General features: G+C 66.7%; 16 protein-coding genes. 11 read left to right on the top strand and 5 right to left on the bottom strand.

Going from position 1 to position 25324, the window contains the following annotated elements:
* Positions 1–105: 105 nt before the first annotated feature.
* The 3 genes from AC1DSD_RS13925 to AC1DSD_RS13935 all read left to right on the top strand — a co-directional run bounded on the left by AC1DSD_RS13925 (position 106) and on the right by AC1DSD_RS13935 (position 4234).
* Entirely contained in the window at positions 106–798 is a 693-nt protein-coding gene (locus AC1DSD_RS13925; RefSeq protein ID WP_478030893.1) for a carbonic anhydrase, read from the top strand.
* The gene (locus AC1DSD_RS13930; RefSeq protein ID WP_478030895.1) at positions 795–2303 is read left to right on the top strand and encodes a SulP family inorganic anion transporter; all 1509 of its coding nucleotides are present in this window, start codon (positions 795–797) and stop codon (positions 2301–2303) included. The genes AC1DSD_RS13925 and AC1DSD_RS13930 overlap by 4 nt, the downstream gene beginning before the upstream one ends.
* Before the next feature lie 206 nt (positions 2304–2509).
* Positions 2510–4234, top strand: coding sequence for a sulfotransferase family protein (locus AC1DSD_RS13935; protein WP_478030897.1), 1725 nt, complete (start codon positions 2510–2512; stop codon positions 4232–4234).
* On the opposite strand, the gene nagE is transcribed toward AC1DSD_RS13935, so the two are convergent.
* From nagE to AC1DSD_RS13955, 4 genes are read right to left on the bottom strand one after another with little or no spacing between them, the layout of a single operon-like run.
* Positions 4222–5937, bottom strand: a complete 1716-nt coding sequence (gene nagE, locus AC1DSD_RS13940) for an N-acetylglucosamine-specific PTS transporter subunit IIBC (protein ID WP_478030899.1) — start codon at positions 5935–5937, stop codon at positions 4222–4224. The two genes, AC1DSD_RS13935 and nagE, sit on opposite strands and share 13 nt — an antisense overlap.
* Complete coding sequence (gene ptsP, locus AC1DSD_RS13945) at positions 5934–8408, bottom strand: phosphoenolpyruvate--protein phosphotransferase (protein ID WP_478030901.1); 2475 nt, start codon at positions 8406–8408, stop codon at positions 5934–5936. The genes nagE and ptsP overlap by 4 nt, the downstream gene beginning before the upstream one ends.
* On the bottom strand, positions 8405–10657 hold the full coding sequence (locus AC1DSD_RS13950; protein ID WP_478030903.1) for a family 20 glycosylhydrolase: 2253 nt from the start codon (positions 10655–10657) through the stop codon (positions 8405–8407). The genes ptsP and AC1DSD_RS13950 overlap by 4 nt, the downstream gene beginning before the upstream one ends.
* Positions 10658–10694: 37 nt before the next feature.
* A complete protein-coding gene (locus AC1DSD_RS13955) occupies positions 10695–13463 on the bottom strand; it encodes a TonB-dependent receptor (RefSeq protein ID WP_478030905.1) in 2769 nt (922 codons plus the stop codon).
* Between the two features lie 234 nt (positions 13464–13697).
* Here AC1DSD_RS13955 and AC1DSD_RS13960 point away from each other — a divergent pair, with 234 nt between their 5' ends.
* From AC1DSD_RS13960 to nagA, 3 genes are read left to right on the top strand one after another with little or no spacing between them, the layout of a single operon-like run.
* A complete protein-coding gene (locus tag AC1DSD_RS13960) occupies positions 13698–14432 on the top strand; it encodes a GntR family transcriptional regulator (protein ID WP_478030907.1) in 735 nt (244 codons plus the stop codon).
* A gap of 34 nt (positions 14433–14466) precedes the next feature.
* Positions 14467–15474: an SIS domain-containing protein gene (locus tag AC1DSD_RS13965; RefSeq protein WP_478031365.1), complete on the top strand. Its 1008-nt coding sequence runs from the start codon at positions 14467–14469 to the stop codon at positions 15472–15474.
* The gene (gene nagA / locus AC1DSD_RS13970) at positions 15471–16637 is read left to right on the top strand and encodes an N-acetylglucosamine-6-phosphate deacetylase (protein ID WP_478030908.1); all 1167 of its coding nucleotides are present in this window, start codon (positions 15471–15473) and stop codon (positions 16635–16637) included. Before AC1DSD_RS13965 ends, nagA begins: the two co-directional genes overlap by 4 nt.
* Positions 16638–16671: 34 nt before the next feature.
* On the opposite strand, the gene AC1DSD_RS13975 is transcribed toward nagA, so the two are convergent.
* The gene (locus AC1DSD_RS13975; RefSeq protein ID WP_478030910.1) at positions 16672–17646 is read right to left on the bottom strand and encodes a cupin-like domain-containing protein; all 975 of its coding nucleotides are present in this window, start codon (positions 17644–17646) and stop codon (positions 16672–16674) included.
* Between the two features lie 60 nt (positions 17647–17706).
* On the opposite strand from AC1DSD_RS13975, the gene AC1DSD_RS13980 reads away from it, so the two are divergent.
* The 5 genes from AC1DSD_RS13980 (at position 17707) to AC1DSD_RS14000 (ending at position 25313) form a co-directional block, all read left to right on the top strand.
* Entirely contained in the window at positions 17707–18348 is a 642-nt protein-coding gene (locus AC1DSD_RS13980; RefSeq protein ID WP_478030912.1) for a TetR/AcrR family transcriptional regulator, read from the top strand.
* Between the two features lie 346 nt (positions 18349–18694).
* The gene (locus AC1DSD_RS13985) at positions 18695–19096 is read left to right on the top strand and encodes a hypothetical protein (protein WP_478030914.1); all 402 of its coding nucleotides are present in this window, start codon (positions 18695–18697) and stop codon (positions 19094–19096) included.
* Complete coding sequence (locus AC1DSD_RS13990; RefSeq protein WP_478030915.1) at positions 19093–20358, top strand: efflux RND transporter periplasmic adaptor subunit; 1266 nt, start codon at positions 19093–19095, stop codon at positions 20356–20358. Before AC1DSD_RS13985 ends, AC1DSD_RS13990 begins: the two co-directional genes overlap by 4 nt.
* A 129-nt stretch (positions 20359–20487) precedes the next feature.
* Positions 20488–23682 (top strand): efflux RND transporter permease subunit, encoded by a 3195-nt coding sequence (locus AC1DSD_RS13995; RefSeq protein WP_478030917.1) that lies wholly within the window; start codon positions 20488–20490, stop codon positions 23680–23682.
* Between the two features lie 236 nt (positions 23683–23918).
* Positions 23919–25313 (top strand): efflux transporter outer membrane subunit, encoded by a 1395-nt coding sequence (locus AC1DSD_RS14000; RefSeq protein WP_478031367.1) that lies wholly within the window; start codon positions 23919–23921, stop codon positions 25311–25313.
* Positions 25314–25324 lie beyond the last annotated feature (11 nt).

The raw sequence follows: 25324 nt of genomic DNA on the forward strand, positions 1-25324 counted from the left end.
ACTAAGCGGCTGCGCCGTCGGCAACATTTCCTTACGCCCGCGCTGCACTGCGGCAAATTCAACACCCTAGCTCTTCCCGGCAACCAGCCAAGAGGAGCATCTGCCGTGAACGATCTGATCGGACGCGTTTTCGATTTCGAAAAGCGCGTTTTTCCCAGCAACGACCTCTATGCCAAGCTCGCGGTGGACGGGCAGAGCCCAAAGGCATTGATCATCTCGTGCGCCGACAGCCGCGTGGTGCCCGAGCTGATCATGCAGGCCGAGCCCGGCGACCTGTTCGTCTGCCGCAATGCGGGCAACATCGTCCCCCCGTTCGCGACACAGAATGGCGGCGTGTCGTCGACCGTCGAATATGCCGTGCTCGCGCTCGGCGTGCGCGACATCATCGTCTGCGGCCATTCCGACTGTGGCGCGATGAAGGCGCTGATGAACCCCGAATTGCTCGAGGGCATGCCTAACGTCGCCGCCTGGCTGCGCCACAGCCATGCCGCCGAAAGCGTCGTGCGCGCCGGCTATGGCCCGCTCACCAACAACGAGCGCGTTCGCGCCGCCAGCCTGGAGAATGTCGTCGTCCAGCTCGCGCACCTTCGCACGCACCCGGCAGTCGCGGCGGGGATCGCGCGTGGCGAAATCTCGCTCCACGGCTGGTTCGTCGATATCCATGAGGGCGTGATGCTCGGGCTCGACGGCGATACCGGGCGCTTCCTGCCGATCCGCGACGATCGCCCGCTTCCCGTGGCGCTGGCCGCCGCGCAGCGCCTGGCGATGGACGAGGATTTCGCGGAGGCGGCGGAATGAGCCTGGCCAAGCCGGCAAGCGGATTCCTCGTCCGCGACTTCACTGCCTCGATCGTCGTTTTCCTCGTCGCGATGCCGCTGTGCATGGGCATCGCCATCGCCTCGGGCGTGCCGCCCGAAAAAGGACTGATCACCGGCATCATCGGCGGCCTCGTCGTCGGCATGCTGGCGGGATCGCCGCTCCAGGTCAGCGGCCCTGCCGCCGGCCTGGCGGTGATCGTGTTCGAGCTTATCCGCGATCAGGGCCTGTCCGCGCTCGGTCCGATCCTGATCCTCGCCGGGCTGATCCAGGTCGTCGCGGGCATTTTCAAACTCGGCGGCTGGTTCCGCGCGATCTCGCCTGCCGTGGTCCATGGCATGCTCGCCGGAATCGGCGTGCTGATCGTGGTCGGTCAGTTCCACGTCTTGTTCGACGCCAAGCCACTGTCGAGCGGGCTCGAGAATCTCGCCGCCATGCCCGGCCGCCTGCTCGGCCTTGACCCAGCCAATGCCAAAGCCACTGAGCTCGCGCTGCTCATCGCGCTGCTGACGATCGGGGTGATGATCAGCTGGGAGAAATTGCGCCCAACCGCTTTGCGCCTCGTCCCCGGCGCGTTGCTCGGGGTGATTGCCGGCACGCTGGCTGCCTATCTGTTCGGGCTCGACGTCACCCGGGTCGACGTGCCGCAATCGATCGCCGCCGCGGTGTCGCTGCCCGACGCGTCGGTGTTCGCCACCTGGCTCAAGCCGTCGACGCTGGCCGCTGCGCTGGCCATTGCCTTCATCGCCAGCGCGGAAACGCTGCTGTCGGCAGCTGCGGTCGACAAGATGCACAACGGCGTCCGCACCGATTACAACAAGGAATTGCGCGCGCAGGGTATCGGCAACCTGCTGTGCGGAGCGGCCGGCGCCTTGCCGATGACCGGCGTCATCGTGCGCAGCTCGGCCAACGTTCAGGCAGGCGCGGTGACGCGGCTGTCGGCGATCCTGCATGGCGTCTGGATCCTGGGTTTCGTCGCCCTGCTGCCCTGGCTGCTGCGCGAGATTCCGATGGCGGCGCTGGGCGCAGTGCTGGTCGTCACCGGCTGGAAGCTGGTCAATGTCGCGCATGTCCGCGAGCTGTTCCGCCATCACGGTGTGCTGCCCGCGGTGATCTGGGCAGCCACCCTGGTGATCGTCGTCGCCGAGGATCTATTGACCGGCGTGCTGGTCGGCATCGCACTGTCGCTGATCGAAGTGATCCCGCACATCAAGCGCCTCAAGCTCGGCGTCGATCACCAGGAAGTGGACGAGCATGCCGCGATCAGCCTGTCGGGCACCGCGACCTTCGTCCAACTGCCGCGACTGAGCGACGCGCTCGACAAGGCGCCTGCCGACAAACCGCTGACGATCGACGTCCGCGGGCTGGCGGCGGTCGATCACAGTTGCGCGGAACTGTTCCGCGAGTGGCTGGCACGGCGCCGCGCGAGCGGGGCCAGTGTCACCCTGCTCGGCGCCGACGGACGGCTCGCTCGCCTCGCTGCGTAGGATTGCTCCAGCAATCTTTCGTTACGACCGGGACATGCGGCGCCGACCTCCCGCCGTTATCCCGGTTGTATCGGAACCGCCCACCCCAGCTTCCCTTTTGCATCGCAAGGGTGGGCGGTTCCGACCCCCAGATTGTTTGCCGGCAGTCTGAATACCCTAGTCCAGAGCCGAGCCTCCCTTTAGCATCGGCTTCCTTAGAGCGGGACATGGCGTTATCCGACGCCATGTCCCCTTTTTCTTCCGCCAGCGATCTGGTCGCCCGCGCCCGCGCCGCGTTTCAGTCCGGGCGCCATGCGGAGGCGGAAAAGCTGGCGGCCGAAGCGCGGTCGCAGGATCGAGCATCGCTCGATGCGATCGAAATTCTCGCTTTGACCCATAGCGGGCGCGGCGACGTGGCCGGTGCCGAACGGCTGTTGCGCGAAGCGATCGCGATCGACTCCCGCCCGCGCTGGCCGCATGACGACCTTGCCATGATGTTGTTCGACAGCGGACGCGTGGTCGCGGCGGAGGCAGCCTGCCGTGCCGCCATCGCCGCGGATCCCGGCAATCCGCAACCCGAAATGATGCTCGGCAATATCCTGTCCGAACGCGAGGAGCTGGTCGCCGGCGCCACCCATCTGCGCCGGGCGATCGCGCTGGCCGGCGAGCATCCGCAATTGCTCGCCAATCTCGGCCGCAATCTGCAGCGGCAGGGAGCGCTGTCGGACGCCGAGCCGCTGCTGCGCCGCGCCGTCGCCGCGATGCCCGACGCGTTGCCGCCGCTCGCCTGGCTGGCCGAGTTGCTCGAACAGGCCCGGCGGTTCGACGAGGCGGCGGCGATGCTCGACCGCGCCGAGCGGCTGGCGCGGGCGCAAGGCAGCGACGTTACCTTGCAGCGCGCAGCATTGCTGTCGCGCACCGAGGATTGGCGCGACGGGCTGGCGCTGCTCGATGCGGAGCCCGGCCTGTCGGGTGCCGCCCTGCTCCAGCGCGGGCGCATGCGCGATCGCGCCGGCCGCCACGCCGAGGCCTGGCGCGACTTCACCGACGGCAAGGCCGCGCTTTCCGCTGCGTCAGCCCGCCGCTATGCGCGCGCCGAGGTCGAGCGCCTGATCGCCGATCTCACCTCGTTTTTCCGGCCCGAGCGGTTTGCCGCACTGGCCCCCGCATCGGTCCGCGACGATGTACCGCAACCGATCTTCATCCTCGGCTTCCCGCGCTCGGGCACCACGCTGACCGAACAAGTGCTGGCGAGCCATTCCGGCGTCCGCGCTGGCGGCGAGCTGCCCTTCGCCGCCGAATTGGCGGCGATGGCGACGGAACGGACCCGCGGCGCCTTTCCCACGCATGTCAACGACCTCGACGCCGCAACCCGCGCCACATTGGCGATCGATCTGCGCGACCATTATGTTGCCCGCGCCGAAGCGTTCGGGCTGCTCGCACCCGGAACATCGTTCTTCACCGACAAGATGCCGCTCAACGAACTGTATCTGCCGCTGCTACGCCTCGCTTTTCCCGCAGCGCCTTTGGTCGCCGTCGGGCGTCATCCGCTCGACGTGATGGTGTCGGCGATGAGCCACGATTTCACCCATGGCTTCAATTGCGGCTATCGGCTCGAGGATGCCGCGCGCCATTATGCGCTGATCGACACGCTGATGGCCGAGTGGCGGAAACTGCCGGGGATTGCGCCGCATCAGCTCCGCTACGAGAATTTCGTCGCTGCGCAGATGGGCGAAACCGAAGCGCTGATGGCGCATATCGGTCTGCCGATGGAGCCTGGTCAGCTCGCTTTCCACGAAAGCCAGCGCTTCGCCCCGACCCCGAGCTATGCGCAGGTCCAGGAACCGCTCAACGATCGTTCGATCGGGCGCTGGCGGCATTATGCGCGCGAACTCGAGCCGGCACGCGCCATCCTGGCCGAGGCAATTGCCAGGGGCGGCTACGCCGCCTGAAGCCCCGCCGCGACCGACGCGGCATCGGCGCCCAAAATCAGGTGCAGCGCATTGGCCGAGGGCCGTGCGATCATCCGCACGCCGAGTTGCCGCAGCGCCGCCTCGTCGGCGCGCGCCGGATCGGCGAGATCGACCCACAATCGGCTCGATGCCGCGCCAGATGCGGAAATATTGCCGCGTCCGCCCAACGCAGCGAGCCACGGCGCCGGATCGGCGGCCGTCACTGTCGGCCGGCTTTCGGCCACCGCTACGGCAGCGGATAACGGCCCCGCCGCCGCGCGCATCTCCATGGCCACCGAATCGGCGATCGGACCGAGCACCACCTGCAGTCCCTGCGCGCTCGGGCGGATGAAGCCCCTGGCGCCGAGCTTCTTGAGCCGCGCTTCACTGACCTTCGCCTGATCGTTGACCACCAGGCGGAGCCGCGTCGTGCAGGCATCGATACTGGCGAGATTGCCCGCCCCGCCCAGTGCCTCGACGAACGCCAGTCCACGTTCGGCCGGCAGCGGGGCGGCACCTTCTTCCTCCGCCTCCTCGGGCTCGCGGCCTGGCGTCTTGAGGTCGAACTTCACGATCGCCCAGCGGAAGGTGCCGTAATAGATCGCGAAATAGGCCAGCCCGACCGGGAGCAACAGCAACGGCCGCGTCGACTTGGAGAAATTGAGCACGTAATCGAAGAACCCGGCCGAAAAGCCGAACCCCAGATGCACGCCCAGAATGTGCATCAGCGCCATCGCCACGCCGGTCAGGATCGTGTGCATGAAATAGAGCAACGGCGCGAGGAACATGAAGGTGAACTCGATCGGCTCGGTCACCCCGGTCAGGAAGGCCGTCAGTGCCATCGAGGTCAGCATGCCACCCACCGCCTGGCGCCGCTCGGGCAAGGCGGAGCGGTACATCGCCAGGCAGGCGGCGGGCAGGCCGAACATCATCACCGGGAAGAATCCCGACATGAACCCGCCCGCGCTGGGATCGCCGGCGAAGAAGCGGTTGAGGTCGCCGGTCTTGCCGTGGAAATCGCCGATGATGAACCAGGCGACGTTGTTGAGCACATGGTGCAGGCCGGTCACGATCAGCAGCCGGTTGAGCACGCCATAGACGAACAGCCCGATCGTTCCCGACTGGACGACGCCATAGCTCAGCCCGTCCACGCCCGCGTCAATCGGCGCGAAGCCGAAGCCGACGAAGGCCGCGAGCGCCAGCCCGGCGAACCCCGCCAGGATCGGCACGAACCGCCGGCCGCCGAAGAACGACAGATAATCCGGCAGTCTGATGGTCGAATAGCGATTGTAGAACGCCCCCGCGATCAGCCCGGAGGCGATCCCGATCGGCACCGCCAGTTTGGAGATCGCCTTGTCGCGCCACGCCGCCTCGGCCAGCGCGGCGATATCCTTGCCCATATTGGCAGTGATGTCGGGTGGCACATGAAGCAGTGTCATCGCCCCGCGCGTCGCGACCAGAAAGCAGACCAGGCCGGCCAGCCCCGCCGCACCATTATTGTCCTTGGCGATGCCGACCCCGATGCCGAGGGCGAACAGCAGGCCGAGATTGTCGAAGATCGCCCCCCCCGCCGCGGCGACGAACGGGATGTCGAGCAGATCGGGCTGGCCCAAGCGTAACAACAGCCCTGCGATCGGCAGGACCGCGATCGGCAGCATCAACGCGCGGCCGAGCGGCTGGAGCGATTGCAGCGAGAGCTTCATTGGCCTTGCTCCGACAGAGAAGAGACGAGCGAGCGCACCGCATCGGCATCGGGCGCGGTCAGCGCTTTCGCGGCGATCGCGCGGCATCGGGCGAGATCGAGCGTGCGGACCAATGCCTTGGTCTCGGCGACCGCCGCGCCCGGCACCGACAATTCGGTCACGCCCATTCCGATCAATAAAGGCACTGCCTCCGGATCGGCGGCGAGCCCGCCGCACACGCCGGTCCAGCGTCCGTGCACTGCACCCCCGCGCACCGTCTCGTCGATCAGCCGCAGGACCGCGGGATGCAGTCCATCCAACCCGGCGGCGACCGCCGGATTGGTGCGGTCGCGGGCGAGCGCATATTGCGAGAGGTCGTTGCTGCCGATCGAGAAGAAGTCGGCGTCGACCGCCAGTCCCGCCGCGGTCAGCGCTGCTGCGGGGGTTTCGACCATGATGCCAAGTTCAGGCGCTGCCACGCCAAGATCGTCGGCATGCCGCGCCAGCGCCTCGCGCGCCGCGGTCAGCTCGGCACGATCGGCGACCATCGGCAGCATCAGCTTGAGTGGCGCGTGCGCCTTCACCCGCAGCAAAGCACGCAACTGCGCATCGAGCAGATCGCGCCGCGCGAGCTGAAGCCGGATGCCGCGCAAGCCGAGCGCCGGATTCTCCTCGGCCGCGATCGTCAGATAGGGCGCCGGTTTGTCCGCGCCGATATCGAGCGTGCGCACGATCAGCGGCCGCTCGCCCAGTGCATCGGCGATCGCCTGATAGGCGGCGCGTTGCTCCTCCTCGTCGGGCGGCGTCGCGCGATCGAGGAACAGGAATTCGGTACGCAGCAACCCGCAACCCTCGGCGCCCTCCGCCACCGCAGCGCGCGCATCGGCGGCGGAGCCGAGATTGACGAACACCTCGATCCGCCTGCCGTCGGTAGTGACCGCGGGTTCGTCGGCATGCGCCAACGCTGCCTGGCGGCGCACCTGCCGCGTCTCGATCCGTGCGCGCACCGCCGCCACGTCCGCCGCATCAGGCGCGATCCGTAGCGCACCGTCCTCGATCACCAATTCGGTGCCCGGCTCGATCCGCCCCAGCGCGTCGCCGAGCGAGACCAGCATCGGCAGCCCCATCCCCGCCGCGATGATCGCGACGTGCGAGGTCGTCCCACCGCGCGAGGTCGCGATTCCAGCCAACCCCGCTTCGCCCAGCGCCATCAATTGCGAAGGATAGAGTTCATCGGCGATCAGGATCGCGCCGGGCGGCGGCGGGACCTGATCGGGTTCGCCGTGGATCGCCAGCACCACGCGGCGCCCGAGATCATTGAAATCGTCGATCCGTTCGGCGAAGCGCGCATCAGCCGCGCCGTGCAATTGGTCGACATAGAAACCGATCGCTTGCCGCCAGGCGAAGCCCGCGCTCTTGCCCGCCGCGATTGCCGCGTCGGCTGCGCTCGCCAATTCGGGATCGTCGAGCAAAGCGAGATGTGCCGCTGCGATGCCCGCGCGATCGCCCTCGCCCGCAGCATCCGCCGACAGCTCGGCGCGCACGTGATCCTTCGCCCCGGTGAGTGCGGCGCGTTCCGCGTCGATTCCCGCGCCGTTCTCAGGAATGTCGGCGACCGGATCGACCGGACGGAAGGCGGGTCCGATCGCCGTTCCCGGCACCGCGGTCACGCCGTTCAGAATCGAGGGCAGCTCGGCAATTGCAGCGCTCGGTGCCGGTTCGGCAGGCCCGCCGACCGGCTTGAGCTCGCCCATCCCGGTCGCCAGCAAGTCCGCCACAGCCGCAACGCCGTCACCATCGCTACCGCGCACTGTGATCGCCGCGCCGTGCGCCAGCGCCAGCGCAAGCATCGCCACCGCGCTCCGCGCCGAGGCGGCCCGGCCCGACGACGCGACGATTTCGATCGTTCCAGGATAGCTAGCCGCGAGTTGCGCGATCCGCGCCGCCGGCCGCGCGTGCAACCCATAAGCGAGCGGCAAGTCGAGCGTTCGACTGATGGTCGCTGCCGTCGCCTCGGTCGCCGCGACCGCATCGCCGAGTGACCGGAAGCGCATCACCGTCTCGCCTGCCGCGACTGCGCGATCGCTCACCGGATCCTCGACTGCGAACGCGTCGCCATTGGTGACGATGACGGGGGTGATCAGGCTCTTCGCCGTCCGCGCCAGCCGATCGAGATCGAATTCGACCAGCAACTCGCCCGCCGCCACGCGCTGGCCGTCGGCGACCTTGGGCGCAAAGCCCTCGCCGCCCAGCCCGACCGTCTCCAGCCCGATATGCATCAGCAATACCGGTCCGGTATCGAGTTGCAGCGTCACCGCATGCCCCGCCGGGTGCACCGACACCACCACGCCCGCGCCAGGTGCTAGCAATCGCCCCTCGACCGGGTCGATCGCGACGCCGTCGCCCAGCATCTTCTCGGCGAACACCGGATCGGGCACCTCGGCCAATCGCGTCGCCCAGCCCGCCAGCGGGCTCGCGATGGCCAGGCTCATTTCGCCGGGCCCAGGGTCAGCCGGTCGAGCATCCACAGGGGATTGGGGCCGGTCTGGGTGAAAGTCATACACAGATCGTGGCGTCCTTGTTGCGGCGGCAGCGATCCGGTGATCGTGCTGACGCCGGCATTGCGTATCGCGGCGCCGAGCGGAATGCTCGCGACCACCGGGCCATCGCAGCGGTCGAGCCTGACCTCGAGCTCGCCGGTCGGCGTGCGCGGTTTGTCGAACACAACCTTGGCGAGGTCGGCGCCGATCGAGAAGTTGAACGGCACCTGGCCGACCTCCGCCGACAGCGACGCGATGCCGTCGAGCGAGGCGCGCTTCCAGATCCAGCAGGGATGGAAGATGTCGCCCCAATGCACCCGGCGTAGCCCGTCGGTAACGCCGTCATCCTCGAGCCGCAGCGAGACCGCCGAGGTGCACAAGTCCATCTCGGTCGCGGTGCGAGTCCGCAGCAAGGCCGCGGTCAGCGTCCAGTCGCGCCCGGCGCCTAGCGGCTCGCTCCCGGCAAAGGCGCGCGCGCGGAGCCGGGTTCCCTCCGGCAAGGTCAGCGAACCTTCATAGACCAACGAGGCCGGGTTCGGCGCGCTTCCATCGATCGTATAGCGCAGTGTACCGACATCGGCCTGCTGGCGAAGCTTGATGGTCACTTCCCCATCCTTGCCATCGACACTCGCGAGCGGCTCGAGGGGAGTCATATTGTACCCGAGCCCCAGCAGCCGATAGCGCGCGAACTCCGCCGGCAATCGCGCGGCGAATCCCTTCCAGTCACGCTTCGCCGCCGGCGTCCAGCCGAGTTCAGCGAGCGCCGCCGCGCGCGGCCACAGCATGCGATCGGCATAGGCGGTGGTGCGGACATGCTCGGTCCACAGATTGACCTGCACCCCTAACAGATGCCGCCGCTCGTCCGCGCTCAGCGCATCGGGGAGCGGATCGAACGTATAGATGTGCTTCCAGTCCATCACTCCGCCGCGCCCCGGCGGCTCGTCGCCTGAATCGCTCTGGATATGGTCGAGGTAGAAATCGGGCGAGGGCGACAGGATCGTGTCGTGCCCTGCCTTGGCCGCAGTGATCGCGCCGGACACGCCGTGCCATGACATCACCGTCGCCGAGGGTGGCACCTTACCCTCCAAGATCTCATCCCAGCCGACCAGCCGTCGGCCGCGCGTCTGGAGATAGTCGCCGATCCGCGCCATGAACCAGCCCTGGAGATGCTCTTCGTCCTTCAGCCCCAGCGCCTTCAACCGCGCCCGGACGCGCGGATCGGCCTTCCACTGATCCTTGACCGCTTCATCGCCGCCGACATGGACATAGCGCGACGGGAACAGCTCGAGCACTTCGTCGAGCACATTGGTCAGGAAGGTAAAGGTCGCGTCTTCGGTGTTGTACAGATTGTACATCACTCCCCAGTCGGAACTGGGAGCCTTGGGCGGGGTCGCGGTCGAGCCGAGCGCGGGATAGGCGGCGATCGCCGCGGTGGCGTGGCCCGGCATGTCGATCTCGGGCACGATCGTGACGTGCCGCGCCGCGGCATAAGCGACGATCTCGCGAATCTCTGCCTTGGTGTAGAAGCCGCCATAGCGCACCTGCTTGCCGGTCTTCGGGTCGACACCGGCTGCGCCCGCCGGCTGGCGCCACGCGCCGATCGCGGTCAGGCGCGGATATTTGTCGATCTGGATCCGCCATCCCTGGTCGTCGGTCAGATGCCATTGCAGGATATTGAGCTTCTCCATCGCCAGGCGATCGATCAGCTGTTTGACATAGACCGGCGGCTGGAAATGCCTGGCGGAATCGAGCATCACCCCGCGCCAGGTGAAAGCCGGCGCGTCGTCGATCGTCATCGCGCCGATCCGGCCGTCGCGCGATGCGGCGATCAGCTGCCATAGAGTGGTCGCGCCATAATAGAGCCCGGTGTCGGTGGACGCCGATACCGTAACGCCGGCCGGCGTCACGCGCAGGCGATAGGCCTCATTCCCTTTGATCGACGCGTCGCGGCGGAACCGGATCGCGCCCCCTCTGGCCAGCGCCAGCTTCGGTCCGCCGGTGCGCGCGACAAGTTCGGCCAGGCGTCGCGCGGCGGCGGTGCCGCCGGCATCGTCGGCGGCGATCGTCGCGCGGGCAAAAGAAAAGCTGCCGACCTGCGACGTCACCGTCGCGGGCATCGGCAGCAGGGGGAGGTCAGGTGATGCCCATGCCGCCGCCGGCATGGTCGAGATCATGACGGCGGCGAACAGGGCGGTGCGCATCGGGTAATCCTATTCGGTCTTGCCGATGCGCGACAGGTCAGAAGTGGACTTTGCCACCGACCCAGAAGGTGCGGCCATTGTTGTAATAAGCGCGCGGGATCGAGGGGTCGCCGACAAAGTAATAGAGCTTGTGGTTGAGCAGATTCTGCGCGTCGGCGGTCAACGCGAAATATTTGGTCACGTTGAGCGTCAGCGAACCGTCGAGCGTGCCGAAATCGGCCTGCCACATCGGTGTCGAGCGATCGATGCCCGAGCGGAATTTCGAGCGGAACGTATAAGCGAAGCGGGTCGAGATCAGCGAATTCTCATAATAGGCCGTGACGTTGAACGTGTGCTTCGAATTGCCGTCGATGACACCGCCGTCCGCCGCCTTGGCATCGGCATAAGTGTAGTTCGCCAGCAGCCCGAACCCGCCATAGATCGGCTGTTGCCAATTGACCTCGACGCCCTTGTTGGTGCCGCCCTTTCCGTTGACCGGGCCGGTGATCAGGAAGTTCGCGCCCGCCGGGTGCTGCTGCGTGATCAGGAACTGCGTCGTGGTGTTCGTCGTGATGTACGAGTCGATGTCGAGGTAGAACAAATTGACCGAGAACAGCGACTGCTTGCCGTAATACCATTCGGCCGCAAGGTTGAACTGCCAGGCACGAGTCGGATCCAGATAGGGATTGCCGCCCGAAGTACCGGTCAACGCGAGGTCGCTGACGGTGAAGGCGCCGGCGAGCTGAGCATAGCCCGGCCGCGTCATCGTCTTGGCGGCACTTGCTCGGATCAGGAGGTTGGGCATCGCGTTCACGGTCAGGTTGGCGCTGGGCAAGAAATCCCAATAGCTACGATTGACGCGATTGGTGTCGCACCAGGCCTTCCCGTCCGACTGCGTCGGGCAGAACATCGAATAGACCGGATCGAGGCCGCCAGTAGCCAGCGGGTTCGGCGTGTATTGCGTGGTGTTGAGTTCGGTATGCACTGCACGAACGCCGATATTGCCGCGCCAGCCCTGGCTCTCGCCGCCCAGCTTGGCCATGGCATAGACCGCCTCGGTCTTCTCCTTCACCGAGAAGCTCGCCTGCGGATAGAAAGCGAATTGGCGGCCGCCCTGCGTCGCCAAGGTCGCCAGCACCTTGTCCTTGTCCGCGATCGAATAAGGCGGGAAGGCGACCAGTCCGTCGAGGAAATCGTCCGGCGTGGTGCCGCCGTTGAACACGGTGCCGAGTCCGACACCCTTGGTGCCTGAATAGAGGCCGTTCCCGGCCCAGGAATAAGCGGTGTAGTTCACCTCACGCGTGTGGTCGGTATACCGGCCGCCGATCTTGATCGCCGTCAGGAAATCGCCGTCGAACTTATATTCGGCGTCGGCGCGGACATAGGTTTCCTTGTCGGGCGACAGGATGCGGCCGCCCCACGACCAGCTGTAATAATTGTTGAGATACGCCGCCGATTTCGGGTCGGTCGGCAGCCCGGGATAATTGACCGTCGCGCCCTTGCCGGCGAGCGCGTAATTGACGCCGGTGTCCCAATAGGTTTCCCAGGCATAAGTGTCCTTGGTGGCACCCTCACCCTTGGTGTAGCCCACTTCCCCGGACAGCGTCAGGTGATCGGTCGGCTTCCACTCGGTCTCCAGGTTGATCACCCAGGTCGACGAATAGGCGTCGCGGAAGATGTCGTCCTGGACGCGGCCCTGGATCGGATTGCCGCTGGCATCGAGCTGGTTCCACGACGCCGCCGTCAGATAGCCGTTGGTGACGGTGTACGGACCCAATGCGTTGGTCGGCGACCCCGGCGTCGAATTGCTGCCGATCACCCGGCTGATCCACGCCATCGAGTTGCGGTTGACGTTGTTGGCGTCCATCCGCGTGTAGATGCCGTTGAGCGTCACCTCGAACTGGTCGTTCGGCTTGTATTGCAGCGCGACGGTACCGCCCTTGCGGACGCGCTTCTGGCTGAAATAGGCCGCGCCGATCAGATTGGGTGCGGTGACCGTCTGATTGGTGCCGGCGAAATTGTTGTACGTGGTGTAGCCGAGGAATTCCTGGCCATCGCGGCGGAACTCGCGCTCCTGATAATAGCCGGCAATCAGCAGACCGACCGTCCCCGCCTGGTTCTTCCAGCTATAGAGACCCGACACCTGCGGCTTCACCTTGTCGGCCAGGTCATTGTAATTGGCCTGGGCGGTCAGGCTGAACGAATTGGCCGGCAGATCGAGCGGGCGCCGGCTGTGAAGATTGATCGTGCCGCCGATGCCGCCTTCAGGCAGGTCGGCTTCGGACGATTTATAGACTTCCAGCTTGCCGACGATTTCCGACGGCAACAGGCTGAAGTCGAAGCTGCGCCCGCCGCTGGTCTGGTCGAGCACGAACCAGTCGCCGGTCGCGACCGAATGGCCATCGAGCAACGTCAGATTGAGCGTCGGGTCGGTGCCGCGGATCGACACCGACTGATTCTCGCCGAAGCCGCCAGCATTGGCCGATCCGGTGACGACGTTGACGCCGGTCAGACGGCCGAGCGAGTCGGCGACGTTCTTGTCGGGAAACTTGCCGATATCCTGCGCGGTGACGACTTCGGAGACGACGTCATTGGCGCGCTTCGAATCGAGCGACGCCTGGATCGAGGCGCGGATGCCGCTGACGACGATGTCGTTGCTTTGGTCCTGCGGATCGGCAGTGGTGGCTTGACCGCTGCCTCCGACATCGGCAGGCGCCGCCGCTGCTGGAGCGGTCTGCGCAAAAGCAGGCGCCGCGATAGTCAGCGCGAGCACGCTTGCGGTACAGGCGAACATCGCCCGATGCGTTTTGGTTTGGAACGTGACCATGATCTTCCCCTTCAACCCCTGGATTGGACTGTACCAAAGTACGACCAACTGTCGCCATCTGCCCTGTCCGGTCTCATTTTTGGCCCGGATCAGGTCTGTTGCGAGTGTCATAAAGGCGTATTGGTCATTAAATTGCAATACCAAAATCAATACCAGTGCAAATATTTCGCACTTTGGTATTGAAATGGCATTATCTGATGGCTTAAAGAATGTCGTGTCAGGGGGTTGTCCGCCATGTTCGTCGATCGCGTAGGAAAGCTGCCGGAAGGAGATACCGCGCCGCTGTACCAGCAGCTGCAGCGCGTGCTGCGCGCCGCGATCGAGCGCCAGGTTCTCGCCCCCGACGAAGCGCTGCCGCCCGAACGCGATCTTGCCCAGGCCTATAACGTTTCGCGCGTCACCGTGCGCAAAGCGCTCGATGGGCTGGTCGACGCGCGGATGCTGACTCGGCGCCAGGGCGCCGGCACCTTCGTCGCCGCGCGCGTCGAGAAGAATTTCGCGACGATCTCGTCCTTCACCGAGGACATGCAGTCGCGCGGCCGCGTGCCGCACAGCGAGTGGCTGGCGCGCACCGAAGGCACCGTCGCCCCCGAGGAAGCGATGGCGCTGGGGCTCAGCCCCGGCAGCCAGGTTTATCGCTTCACTCGCATCCGCTATGCCGACGGCGTGTCGATGGCGCTCGAATATGCGACCGTCCCGGCGAGCTCGTTGCCCGGGCTCGAGGCGGTGACCGAATCGCTCTACGACGCATTGGGCGATGACCGTCCGGTGCGCGTGCTGCAGCGCTTCCGTGCGGTGCTGTTCACCGACGAGCAGGCCGAATTATTGGCGATCCCGCGCAATTCGCCGGGGCTCGAGATCGAACGCCGCGGTTATACCCAGGATGGCCGTACGGTCGAATTCACCAAATCCTGGTATCGCGGCGACGCATATGACTTCGTCGCCGAACTCAACGTCCCGCCAGCCTGAGAGTCCCGTGCCGCTTCTTCCCCACAATACGCTGATGTTTGCCGAAGCCGCCGAAGCGGCGGAAGCGGTTGCGCGCCAGGCGATCCGCCAGCGCGATGCGCGTATCGCCTTGGCCGCAGCGCTGCGTCAGGCGCCGCCGCGCGCGGTGGTGACCCTGGCGCGCGGCAGCTCGGACAATGCTGCAACCGTCGCACGCTATTTGGTCGAAACGCATCTTCGCCTGCTGACCAGCTCGGCGGCGCCCTCGGTTTCCTCGGTCTACGATTCGGCACCCGATTATGCCGGCACCTTGATGCTGGCAGTCTCGCAATCGGGCCGCAGCCCCGATCTGATCGCCGCCGCCGAGATGGCTAAAACGGGCGGCGCGCGGCTGGTCGCGTTGGTCAACGACGAAAGCTCGCCGCTCGCAGCCCTTGCGGACACCTTCCTGCCGCTCGCCGCGGGCCCGGAAAAGAGCGTCGCCGCGACCAAATCGTTCATCACCAGCGTCGCCGCGCTGATCCATCTGATCGCCGACTGGGCGGAGGATGACGAATTGCTCGCTGCGCTCGACGGGCTGCCGGCACTGCTGGAGCAGGCCTGGGCGCTCGATTGGTCGCCCGCGCTCGAGCCGCTGCGCAACGCCACCAATCTCTATGTCGTCGCGCGCGGCCCGGCGTTCGGCATCGCGCAGGAAATGGCGCTCAAGATCAAGGAGACTTGCGGCTTCCATGCCGAGGCGTTCAGCGCCGCCGAAGTCCGCCACGGCCCGATGGCGATCGTCGAAAAGGGCTTTCCGGTCCTGCTGCTCGGCCAGGATGACGAATCGCGCGACAGCGTCGCCGACCTCGCCCCCGAATTCGCCGAGCGCGGCGCGCTGGTGCTGAGTGCCGGGTTGAAGGATGCGCCGGGCCTGAGCTTGCCAAGCCTCGACGCGCATCCGGTGCTCCAGCCGGTTTTGCTCGTCCAGAGCTTCTACCGCCTCGCCAACGCGCTCGCCGTCGCGCGCGGCCGCGATCCCGACCGTCCTCCGCATCTCGCCAAGGTGACCGAAACGGTATGACCCGCACCGCGCTCACCAATGCCCGCGTGCTGCTGCCTTCCGGCCTGCGCGACGATGTCTGCGTCGTGATCGGCGATGGCGAGATTTGCGCGATCTCGTCCGCCCCGCCTCAGGATGCACGGATCGTCGATCTCACCGGCCGATTGCTGCTCCCCGGTTTCATCGACACCCAGGTCAATGGCGGCGGCGGGCGACTGTTCAATGACGATCCCAGCGTCGAGACGATCCGCGTCATCGCCGAAACGCACCGCCGCTTTGGCACCACCGGCCTGCTGCCGACCTTGATCAGCGACGATCTCTCGGTAGTCGAAGCCGGTATCCGTGCGGTCGATGCCGCGATCGACGCCGGACTGCCCGGCGTGCTCGGCATCCATATCGAGGGGCCGTTCCTGTCCAGCGCGCGGCACGGCATCCATTCGGTCGACAAGCTGCAGCCGCTCAAGGACGATTATCTCGATCTGCTGACCTCGGCGAAGCGCGGTCGGACGATGGTCACGCTCGCCCCCGAATGCGCCACCCCCGCGCAGATCGCGCATCTCGCCGCCAAGGGTGTTGTCGTCAGTGCCGGCCATTCGGACGCGCGCTATGAAACCGTCCGCGCCGCGATCGATGCGGGCCTGACCGGCTTCACCCATTTGTTCAACGCCATGTCGCAGCTCGCCAACCGCGCGCCCGGCATGGTCGGCGCCGCGCTCGAAGATGACAGCACCTATGCCGGCATCATCGCCGACGGCCACCATCTCCACGACGCCACGTTGCGCGTCGCGGTCCGCGCCAAGGGGCAACATCGCCTGATGCTGGTGACCGACGCGATGCCGAGCGTCGGCTCGGATGAGACGCGGTTCGTGCTCCAGGGCCGCGAGATCTGGCGCGACGGCGATACCTTGCATGGCGCGGACGGCGTGCTCGCCGGTTCGACCCTGACGATGGCAGGCGCGGTCAAGGGCATGATCGAGCGCGGCCGCGTCTCGCTCGCGACGGCGGTGACGATGGCTTCGGCGACACCGGCGGCGTTTCTGGGACTGAGCGGCCAGACCGGCACGATCGCCGCCGGCATGCGCGCCGATCTCGTCCTGCTCGACGACGATTATGCCGTGCACGAAACGTGGATCGGCGGTGAGGCGAGTGGTGTGGTGCAACCGGTAGCGGCAGTCGCCAGATAACTCCTGCTCCTGCTTTCCCGGGAGCACCGAAAAATCAACGCGACATCATCTGCCCGAGCTGCCGCCGCACGCGTGCCTTGCTGTCCTCGCTCAACGTCCCGCGAATGCCGCGCCGCTCCTCGGGCACATGATCGAGCGGCGGACCGAACACGAATTCGTCGAACATCGCCCGCCACGCCGCGCGCTGGTTTTCGGGCAGGCCGGAAAAAGCCAGGATCGCGTGGACCATCGTGTCGAGCGGCGCGAGCCCCGGCTGCGGCGCGGGCGCCTCGTCCCACCAATAATTGACCAGGATGCTCACCGGATCGAGCGAGCGGACATGGTGCCACCACATATGCGGAATGAAGAGGGCATCACCTGGCTCGAGTTCGACGATATGGACATGCGCCATCGCCTCGCGCGCCAGCGGGAAGCGATCGAAATCGGGTTCGTCGGGATCGAACAGACCGATCGGCGTGCCCGCAGGGGTAAATTCGATCGGACCGATGTAGAGATTGGCGACCTGATCGGGCGGAAACAACGTGAAGCGCCGCCGCCCCGCCATCACCACGGCGATATTGCTGTTCATGTCATGATGCGTCGCGACCCGCACGCGATTGCCGATCCAGATGCGCGGCGCCACGCCCTCCGGCACCAACGGCATTCGGTTCTCCGCCTCGAAGCCCGGCAGCGCCTCGGGCACCGCCACCGCTTGCGCCGCGATCGCCGGCGGCGTTGACGCGGGTGCGGCGGTGTGGAGCCGCGCAAACAACGAGGCAAGCGTTCCCGAGTCGCGGACGAAGGTCAACGCCGACATGTCGGCATTATACCCCAGTCGTCCATTGGCCTCGGGCGGCGCGATCGCCACGCCGATCGGTTTGCCTGTGTCGAATTGCGCCAGATAGGCGCCAGGGTCGGCGGCCTTCACCGCCGGCCAGTCAGCGGCGATCCCGCGGAAAACCGCCGGCGCCGTGCGATCGGCCAGCACGATGGCGGCATCCGGCGCCAGTTCCTCGACCCTGTTCGTCATCAGCCGACTATGCCGCTAACCCGAGGGATGACAACCGCTCAAGCTGGGTAGGGCGCCGCTATGGACAAACACCGACTCGATAATTATCTACCGACCGATATGGAAACAGCCGTCCTCCGTGGCCGCCCCCGTGAATTCGACGTCGACCAGGCGTTGACGGCGGCTCTGCGCGTGTTCTGGAGCAAAGGGTATGAGGGCGCGTCAATGACCGACCTCACCGATGCGATGGGGATCACTCGTCCCAGCCTCTACGCCGCGTTCGGCAACAAGGAAGCCTTGTTCCGCAAGGCGCTCGACCTCTACGAGCGCGAGAAGCTGTGCTATATGGGCCAGGCGCTCGAGGCACCGACCGCACGCGGCGTCGCCCAGCGTTTGCTCCAGGGCAGCCTGGAAAACCAGACCAGCCGCGACGACCCACGAGGATGTCTCGGCGTGATCAGTTCGGTCGCGTGCGGCGCCGAAGCCGACTGCATCCGACAGGAAGTGCTCGAACGCGGCAGGATCGCGCACGAAGCGCTGATCGAGCGGATGGAGCGCGCGGTCGCCGAAGGCGATTTCCACACTCCGGTCGATGCCGAGGGCATCACCAAATACCTCACCGCGATCCTTCAGGGCATGGCGGTCCAGGCCGGCGCGGGCGCCTCACGCGAGGACTTGCAGCGGCTGGTCGATACCACGCTTGCTGTATGGCCAAGCCGCTGATTGACAAGCCAGGCTTCACGCCGCATTGCAAAAAATATCGCTCGGTACAGAATTTTCCCTTGAACCATTCCACCTGAGTTTCTATACTGCTCGGTATAGAAGATGGACGATCCTCCCCAGGGCGTCCTTCGGGTCGAAGGGAAGAGACCGGATGAACGGCCGAGCGGACACTCACTTCTAGCGTTTGCGTATTATAGGGATAAGCCCTCGCCCCCGAGCGCCGGATGCGGTGCCGGAGCGCGCGACTTGTCACATCTTCATCGGATCACCCCGGCGACTACCCCATCGCCGGGCATGGGCCGCCGCACGCCCCCTGCGGCGGCCCCAACAATAAGGAGGACACGCCATGGCCTATCTCGAATTCGCCCCCGCCGGCGGCGGCGCGCTGCTCGATCGGTCCCCCGTGGCACCCCGCAGCTTCACGCCGAAGCCGGCCGATTTTTCCGCGCTCGAATGGCAGGTCGTCGATCTCGCCCAGCGTGATCGGCTATCGTCGATCAACCGCCCAGGCGCGCTCGCCCGCGCGTTTCGCTGGGCATTTGGCGGCGTGGTCAAGACGGCCCTATCCGATCCGCGGCTCGAGGCATTGCGCCGCATCGCCGTGCTGAGCTGGTATCGCGGTTTCTCCGTCGCGCCGGCCGAAGTCCGCGCTTTCCTCGCCGCCGGCTTCACGCTCGAACAGTACGAAACCCTGCTCTTCCGGATCAATGCGATCCGCACCAATCTTCCCCGGAGCTTCCGCCGATGAACATGATCACCCCGATCAACGACGACGCTACCGCGCATCCGCTCGACGGTAGCGCGCCGGGACGCCGCCAGCTGTGGCAGCGTGCCGCCTGGGTCGCCGCTCCCGTTGCTTTGCTCGCCGCCGGCTATGGCCTGGTCCATCGCTCGGCCCCAGCGATGGCCGCACCGCCACCGCCGACCGTCACCGTCGCCACGCCGCTCGAACGCGACGTCACCGAGTGGGACGATTATGTCGGCCGGTTCGAGCCGAGCCGCTCGGTCGAGGTGCGTCCGCGCGTCTCGGGCGCGGTGACCGCGATCCACTTCACCGACGGCCAAATCGTCCGCGCCGGCCAGCCGCTCTTCACGATCGACCCGCGTCCTTATGCCGCTGCTCTGGCGGAAGCGCGCGCCGGCGTCGCGACCGCTAATAGCGATCTCGCGCTCGCCCGCGTCGATTACGACCGCGCCTCGCGGCTGGTCGATGTCGATGGCGTGTCGAAAAGCGAGCTCGATCGCCTGCGCGCCCGCGTCCAGGCGACCACCGCCGCGCTCGCCGCCGCACAGGCCAGGGCCCGCGCGCGTGCGCTCGACGTCGAATTCACCGTCGTCCGTGCCCCGATCTCGGGCCGGATCTCCGACCGCAAGATCGATGCCGGCAACCTGGTCGCGGCGGGCGAGGGCGGCAACGCCACCTTGCTCACCACGATCAACGCGCTCGACCCGATCTATTTCAGCTTCGACGGATCGGAGGCGTTGTTCCTCAAGGCCAAGCGCGCCGGCGCCGGCGCCGCGTCGCCGATCGAGGTCAAATTGCAGGACGAGGGCGATTATCGCTGGAAGGGCAGGCTCGACTTCACAGATAACGGCCTCGACATGAAGTCGGGGACGATCCGGGGTCGCGCCGTGCTCGACAACCCGAACCTGTTCCTGACCCCCGGCATGTTCGGCAATATGCGGCTGGCGACCGGCGGCCACAGCCGCGCGCTGATGGTGCCCGACACCGCAATCGTCACCGACCAGGCGCGCAAGACGGTATTGGTCGTGGCCAAGGACGGCAGCGTCGCCGCCAAGCCGGTCCAGCTCGGCCCGGTGGTCGATGGCCTCCGCGTCATCCGCGGCGGGCTCGCGACGAGCGACCGGGTGGTGATCGTCGGCACGCAGATGGCGCAGCCGGGAACCAAGGTGCAGACGCTGGCCGGCAAGATCGCGCCGGTCGCGCCCACTGCCACCGCACCCCAGCTGGCAGCACCGCCCGCGGGTCAGGCCACGCTCGCCCAGTAAGACTCCACTCTTCCCTCGTTCGCCCGAGCGTATCGACGGGCGCCGAGCCTCCTCGTGCTTCGCTGGCTCGGCACGAACGGGGGAGGAGACATCCGGAATTTTCGCCTCTTTCTTCGAGGAACAGGAATCATGCGCCTGTCGCGCTTCTTCATCACGCGCCCGATCTTCGCCGCGGTCATCGCGGTGATCATCACCATCGTCGGCGCGATCGCCTGGGTCGGCCTGCCGGTGTCGCAATATCCCGACATCGTCCCGCCAACCGTCACGGTCAGTGCGTCCTATCCCGGCGCCTCGGCCGAGACGGTGGCGGAAACCGTCGCCGCGCCGATCGAGCAAGAGATCAACGGCGTCGACAACATGCTGTACCAGTCGAGCCAATCGACCGGCGACGGCAACGTCACGATCACCGTCACCTTCAAGATCGGCACCAATCTCGATGCCGCGCAGGTGCTGGTGCAGAATCGCGTCGCGATCGCCGTGCCGCGCCTGCCCGAGGAAGTGCAGCGCCTTGGCGTCGTCACGCGCAAGACCTCGCCCGACTTCCTGATGGTGGTGAACCTGGTCTCGCCCGACAATTCGCTCGATCGCGGCTATCTCTCCAATTACGCGCTGACCCAGGTGCGCGACCGGTTGAGCCGGATCGACGGCGTCGGCGACGTCCGGCTGTTCGGCAGCCGCGATTATGCGATGCGCGTCTGGATCGACCCCAATCGCGCCGCCGCGCTCAACCTGACCGCGGGCGAGATCGTCCAGGCGCTCCGCGCGCAGAACGTCCAGGTCGCCGCTGGCTCGCTCGGCCAGCCGCCTTATGCCCAGGGCAACGCCTTCCAGTTCAACGTCGAGACGCAGGGCCGGCTGACCGACCCGGCGCAATTCGCCAATGTCGTTGTCCGCTCGGATCCCGACGGACGCCAGGTCCGCGTCTCCGACGTCGCGCGCGTCGAACTGGGCGCCGCCGATTACAATTCCAACACCTATCTGTCGGGCAAGCCGACTGTGGTTCTGGGTATCTTCCAGCGGCCCGGATCCAACGCGCTCGCCGCCGCCGAGAAGGTGAAGGCGGAAATGGACGCGATGTCGGCGAAATTCCCCAAGGGTCTCGCCTATAGCGTCATCTGGAACCCGACCGACTTCATCCAGCAATCGGTCACCGCGGTGATGCACACCTTGCTCGAGGCGATCGTGCTGGTCGTGCTGGTGATCGTCGTGTTCCTGCAGAAATGGCGCGCCGCGATCATCCCGGTGGTGGCGATCCCGGTCTCGCTGATCGGCACGTTCGCCGTCCTTGCGGGACTCGGCTATTCGCTCAACAACCTGTCGCTGTTCGGCCTGGTGCTGGCGATCGGCATCGTCGTCGACGACGCGATCGTCGTGGTCGAGAATGTCGAGCGCAATCTCGAACACGGGCTGAGCCCATTGGAGGCGGCACGCACGTCGATGGACGAAGTGTCCGCCGCCCTGGTCGCGATCGTCCTCGTGCTCTGCGCGGTGTTCGTGCCGACCCTGTTCCTGACCGGCCTGTCGGGCGCCTTCTATCAGCAGTTCGCGGTGACCATCACCACCGCGACGATCATCTCGCTGCTGCTGTCGCTGACCCTGTCGCCTGCGCTCGCTGCCTTGCTGCTGCGCCCGCGTGCGCAGGAAGCCAAAGGCGGCCGCTTGCACCAGTTGGTGCTGGCGGCGGGCGATCGCTTCAACCGCGGCTTCGAGCGGATGAGCAATGGTTATGCGCGGCTCACCGCGCGTCTCGTCGCGCGACCGAAGCGGATGATGACCATCTATGCCGGCCTGATCGCCGCGACGGGCGCTCTGTTCTGGGCGACGCCGACCGGCTTCATCCCGGCGCAGGATCAGGGCTACTTCCTGACCGTCATCTCGCTGCCGCCCGGTGCCTCGGTCGAACGCACCGACGCGGTGATGCGCAAGGTCGCCGACCGCATCCTGCCGCTCAAGGGCGTCAAGGGTGCGGTGATGCTCGCCGGGTTCGACGGGCCGTCCCAGACGCTCGCGCCAAATTCGGCCGCCGCCTATATCCCGCTCAAGTCGTTCGAGGATCGCGAGAAACTCGGCGTCACGCTTGCCAGCATCATGGGTGAGGCGCGCAAGGCGACCGCCGACATCAACGAGGCACGATTGATGATCGTGCCCCCGCCGTTGATCCAGGGGATCGGCTCGGCCGGCGGCTATCGCCTGATGGTCGAGGACCGCGGCGGGCACGGTTATGCCGACCTTGCCGCCAAGTCCTACGGTCTGATCGGCAAGGCCAACCAGACGCCGGGCCTCAATCAGATCTATACCTTCTTCGACACCAACACGCCGCGCGTCTTCGCCGATATCGACCGGGCCAAGGCCGACCTGATCGGCGTGCCGCCCGAGCGCGTCTTCGAAGCGCTCAACGTCTATCTCGGCTCGGCCTATGTGAACGACTTCAACCTGCTGGGACGCACCTATCGCGTCACCGCCCAGGCCGACGCCCCGTTCCGTGCGACCGTCGCCGATATCGCCAACCTCAAGACGCGGTCGAATTCGGGCGAGATGGTGCCGATCGGATCGGTCGCCAATTTCAGCGACAAGACCGGGCCGTATCGCGTCGTGCGCTACAATCTGTTCCCCGCGGTCGAGGTCGATGGCGACACCGCGCCGGGCTATTCGTCGGGTCAGTCGTTGAAGACCTTCGAGAAGCTCGCTGCGGAAAATCTCCCCGCTGATTACGGCACCGAATGGACCGGCATCGCCTATCAGCAAAAGGCGGCAGGCAGCACGGCGGGCGTGGTCTTCGCGCTGGCGGTGGTGTTCGTGTTCCTGGTGCTGGCGGCGCAATATGAAAGCCTCGTCCTGCCGCTGTCGATCATCCTGATCGTGCCGATGTGTCTGCTCGCCGCGATGGTCGGCGTGAACCTGAGGGGAATGGACAATAACGTCCTGACCCAGATCGGCCTGGTGGTGCTGATCGCGCTGGCAGCGAAAAACGCGATCCTGATCGTCGAATTCGCCAAACAGGGCGAGGAGCAGGAAGGGTTGAGCCCGGCGCGTGCCGCGATCCAGGCGGCGCAGACCCGGTTGCGGCCTATCCTGATGACCAGCTTCGCCTTCATCCTGGGCACCGTGCCCCTGCTGATCGCGAGCGGCGCGGGATCCGAACTCCGCCAGGCACTGGGTACCGCAGTGTTCTTCGGGATGATCGGCGTCACTGCCTTCGGCCTGCTGTTCACCCCCACTTTCTACGTCGTGTGCCGCGCGCTGGGCGATCGCATCGCCCGCGCCCGCGGCAAGCGGCCGGCCGCCGGCCCGGACCTGTCCGGATCGCTGCAGCCGGCTGAATGAGGAGGAATTCGATGCGTTCGTTTGATGTGAAGCAAACACTCCCTCTCCCCTCTGGAGGGACGGTTACCGAAGCTTGGCCCGCCGACGCAGTCGGCGCGCCTAGCGAAGGTTGGGAGAGGGGTAGGAAGCACTCCGGACAGCGTGCTTCCTCACCCCTCTCCCAGCTCCGACTAAGCCCGCGCTTCGCGCGCGCTAAGTCTGCGCAACCCTCTCCCCTTCCGGGGAGAGGGAGGAAACTGCGGCTGGTTCTCACCGCTGTTTCCGCGCTGTCGCTCGCCGCCTGCGCGGTGGGGCCGAACTACGTCGCCCCGATCACGCCGCCGACCGCGGCCGGCCAGTTCGTCTCGGCCAATTCTCCCGCGCTCAGCAATGATCCGGCGGCGTCGAATTGGTGGCGGCTCTATCAGGACCCCGTCCTCGACGTGCTGATCGCCGATGCGCTCAAATCGAACACCGACATCCGCGTCGCGGTGGCGAATCTCGAACGCGCCCGCGCCTCGCTCCGCGGTGCGCGCAGCGACCGGCTGCCGTCGACCGGCCTCAATGCCGGCGCGACCTATGGCCGCCTGCCCGAAAGCCAACGCGCGCCCGGCAGCCCGCGTGAGGATTGGTCGATCGATACCGGCTTGTCGGTGTCCTACGAGGTCGATCTGTTCGGCCGCGTCAAGCGTGGGATCGAGGCGGCACGCGGCGACGAAGCCGCCGCCGCGGCCGATGCCGATGCCGTCCGCCTCGCGGTGGTCGCCGACACCACCCGCGCTTATGCCGACGCCGCCTCGGGCGCCGCGCGGCTCAAGGTCGCCAACCAGATCGTCGATCTGCTCGACAAATCGCTGCTGCTCACCCAGCGGCGGCACGAGGCCGGCCTTGCCACCCAGCTCGACGTCTCGCGTATCGCCACGCTCCGCCAACAGCGAGCGGCGGACATTCCGGCGCTCGAAGCCGATCGCCAGGCCGCTTTGTTCCGCCTCGCGACCTTGACGGGTCGGCCGCCGGCCGACCTTCCGACTGCCGCCGCCGAACGCGTCGTCGGGCTCGAGATCACCCAGCCGATTCCGGTTGGTGACGGCGCTGCCCTGCTCAAGCGCCGCCCCGACGTCCTCGCCGCCGACCGCCGGCTCGCTGCCGACACCGCGCGGATCGGGGTCGCCACTGCCGATCTCTATCCGCGTATCAGCCTGGGAGGATCGATCGGTTCGACCGGTCCCAATATCGGTGACGTGTTCGGCGGCGGGCCGCTGCGCTGGCTGCTTGGGCCGTTGATCAACTGGGCCTTTCCCAACCAGGAAGGCGCGCGCGCCAAGATCGCCGCCGCCAAGGCCGACACCCAGGCGTCGCTCGCGACCTTCGATGGCACCGTGTTGCGCGCGCTCGAAGAGACCGAGACCGCGCTCAACAGCTACGCCCGAGCGCTCGACCGCCGTACCGCGCTCAAGGCGGCGCGCGACGAAGCGGCACGCGCCGCGGCGATCACGCGCGCGCAACAGCGGGAAGGCGCAGTCGACTCGCTCGCCTGGCTCGACGCCGAGCGGACCTATGCCGAGACCGAGGCGACGCTCGCCCAGCAGGACGCGCGGATCGCCGACGCCCAGATCGACGTGTTCCGCGCCCTGGCAGGCGGCTGGTCGTAAGCGACCGGCCG

It is taken from the genome of Sphingomonas sp. P4_D12, assembly GCF_056401895.1.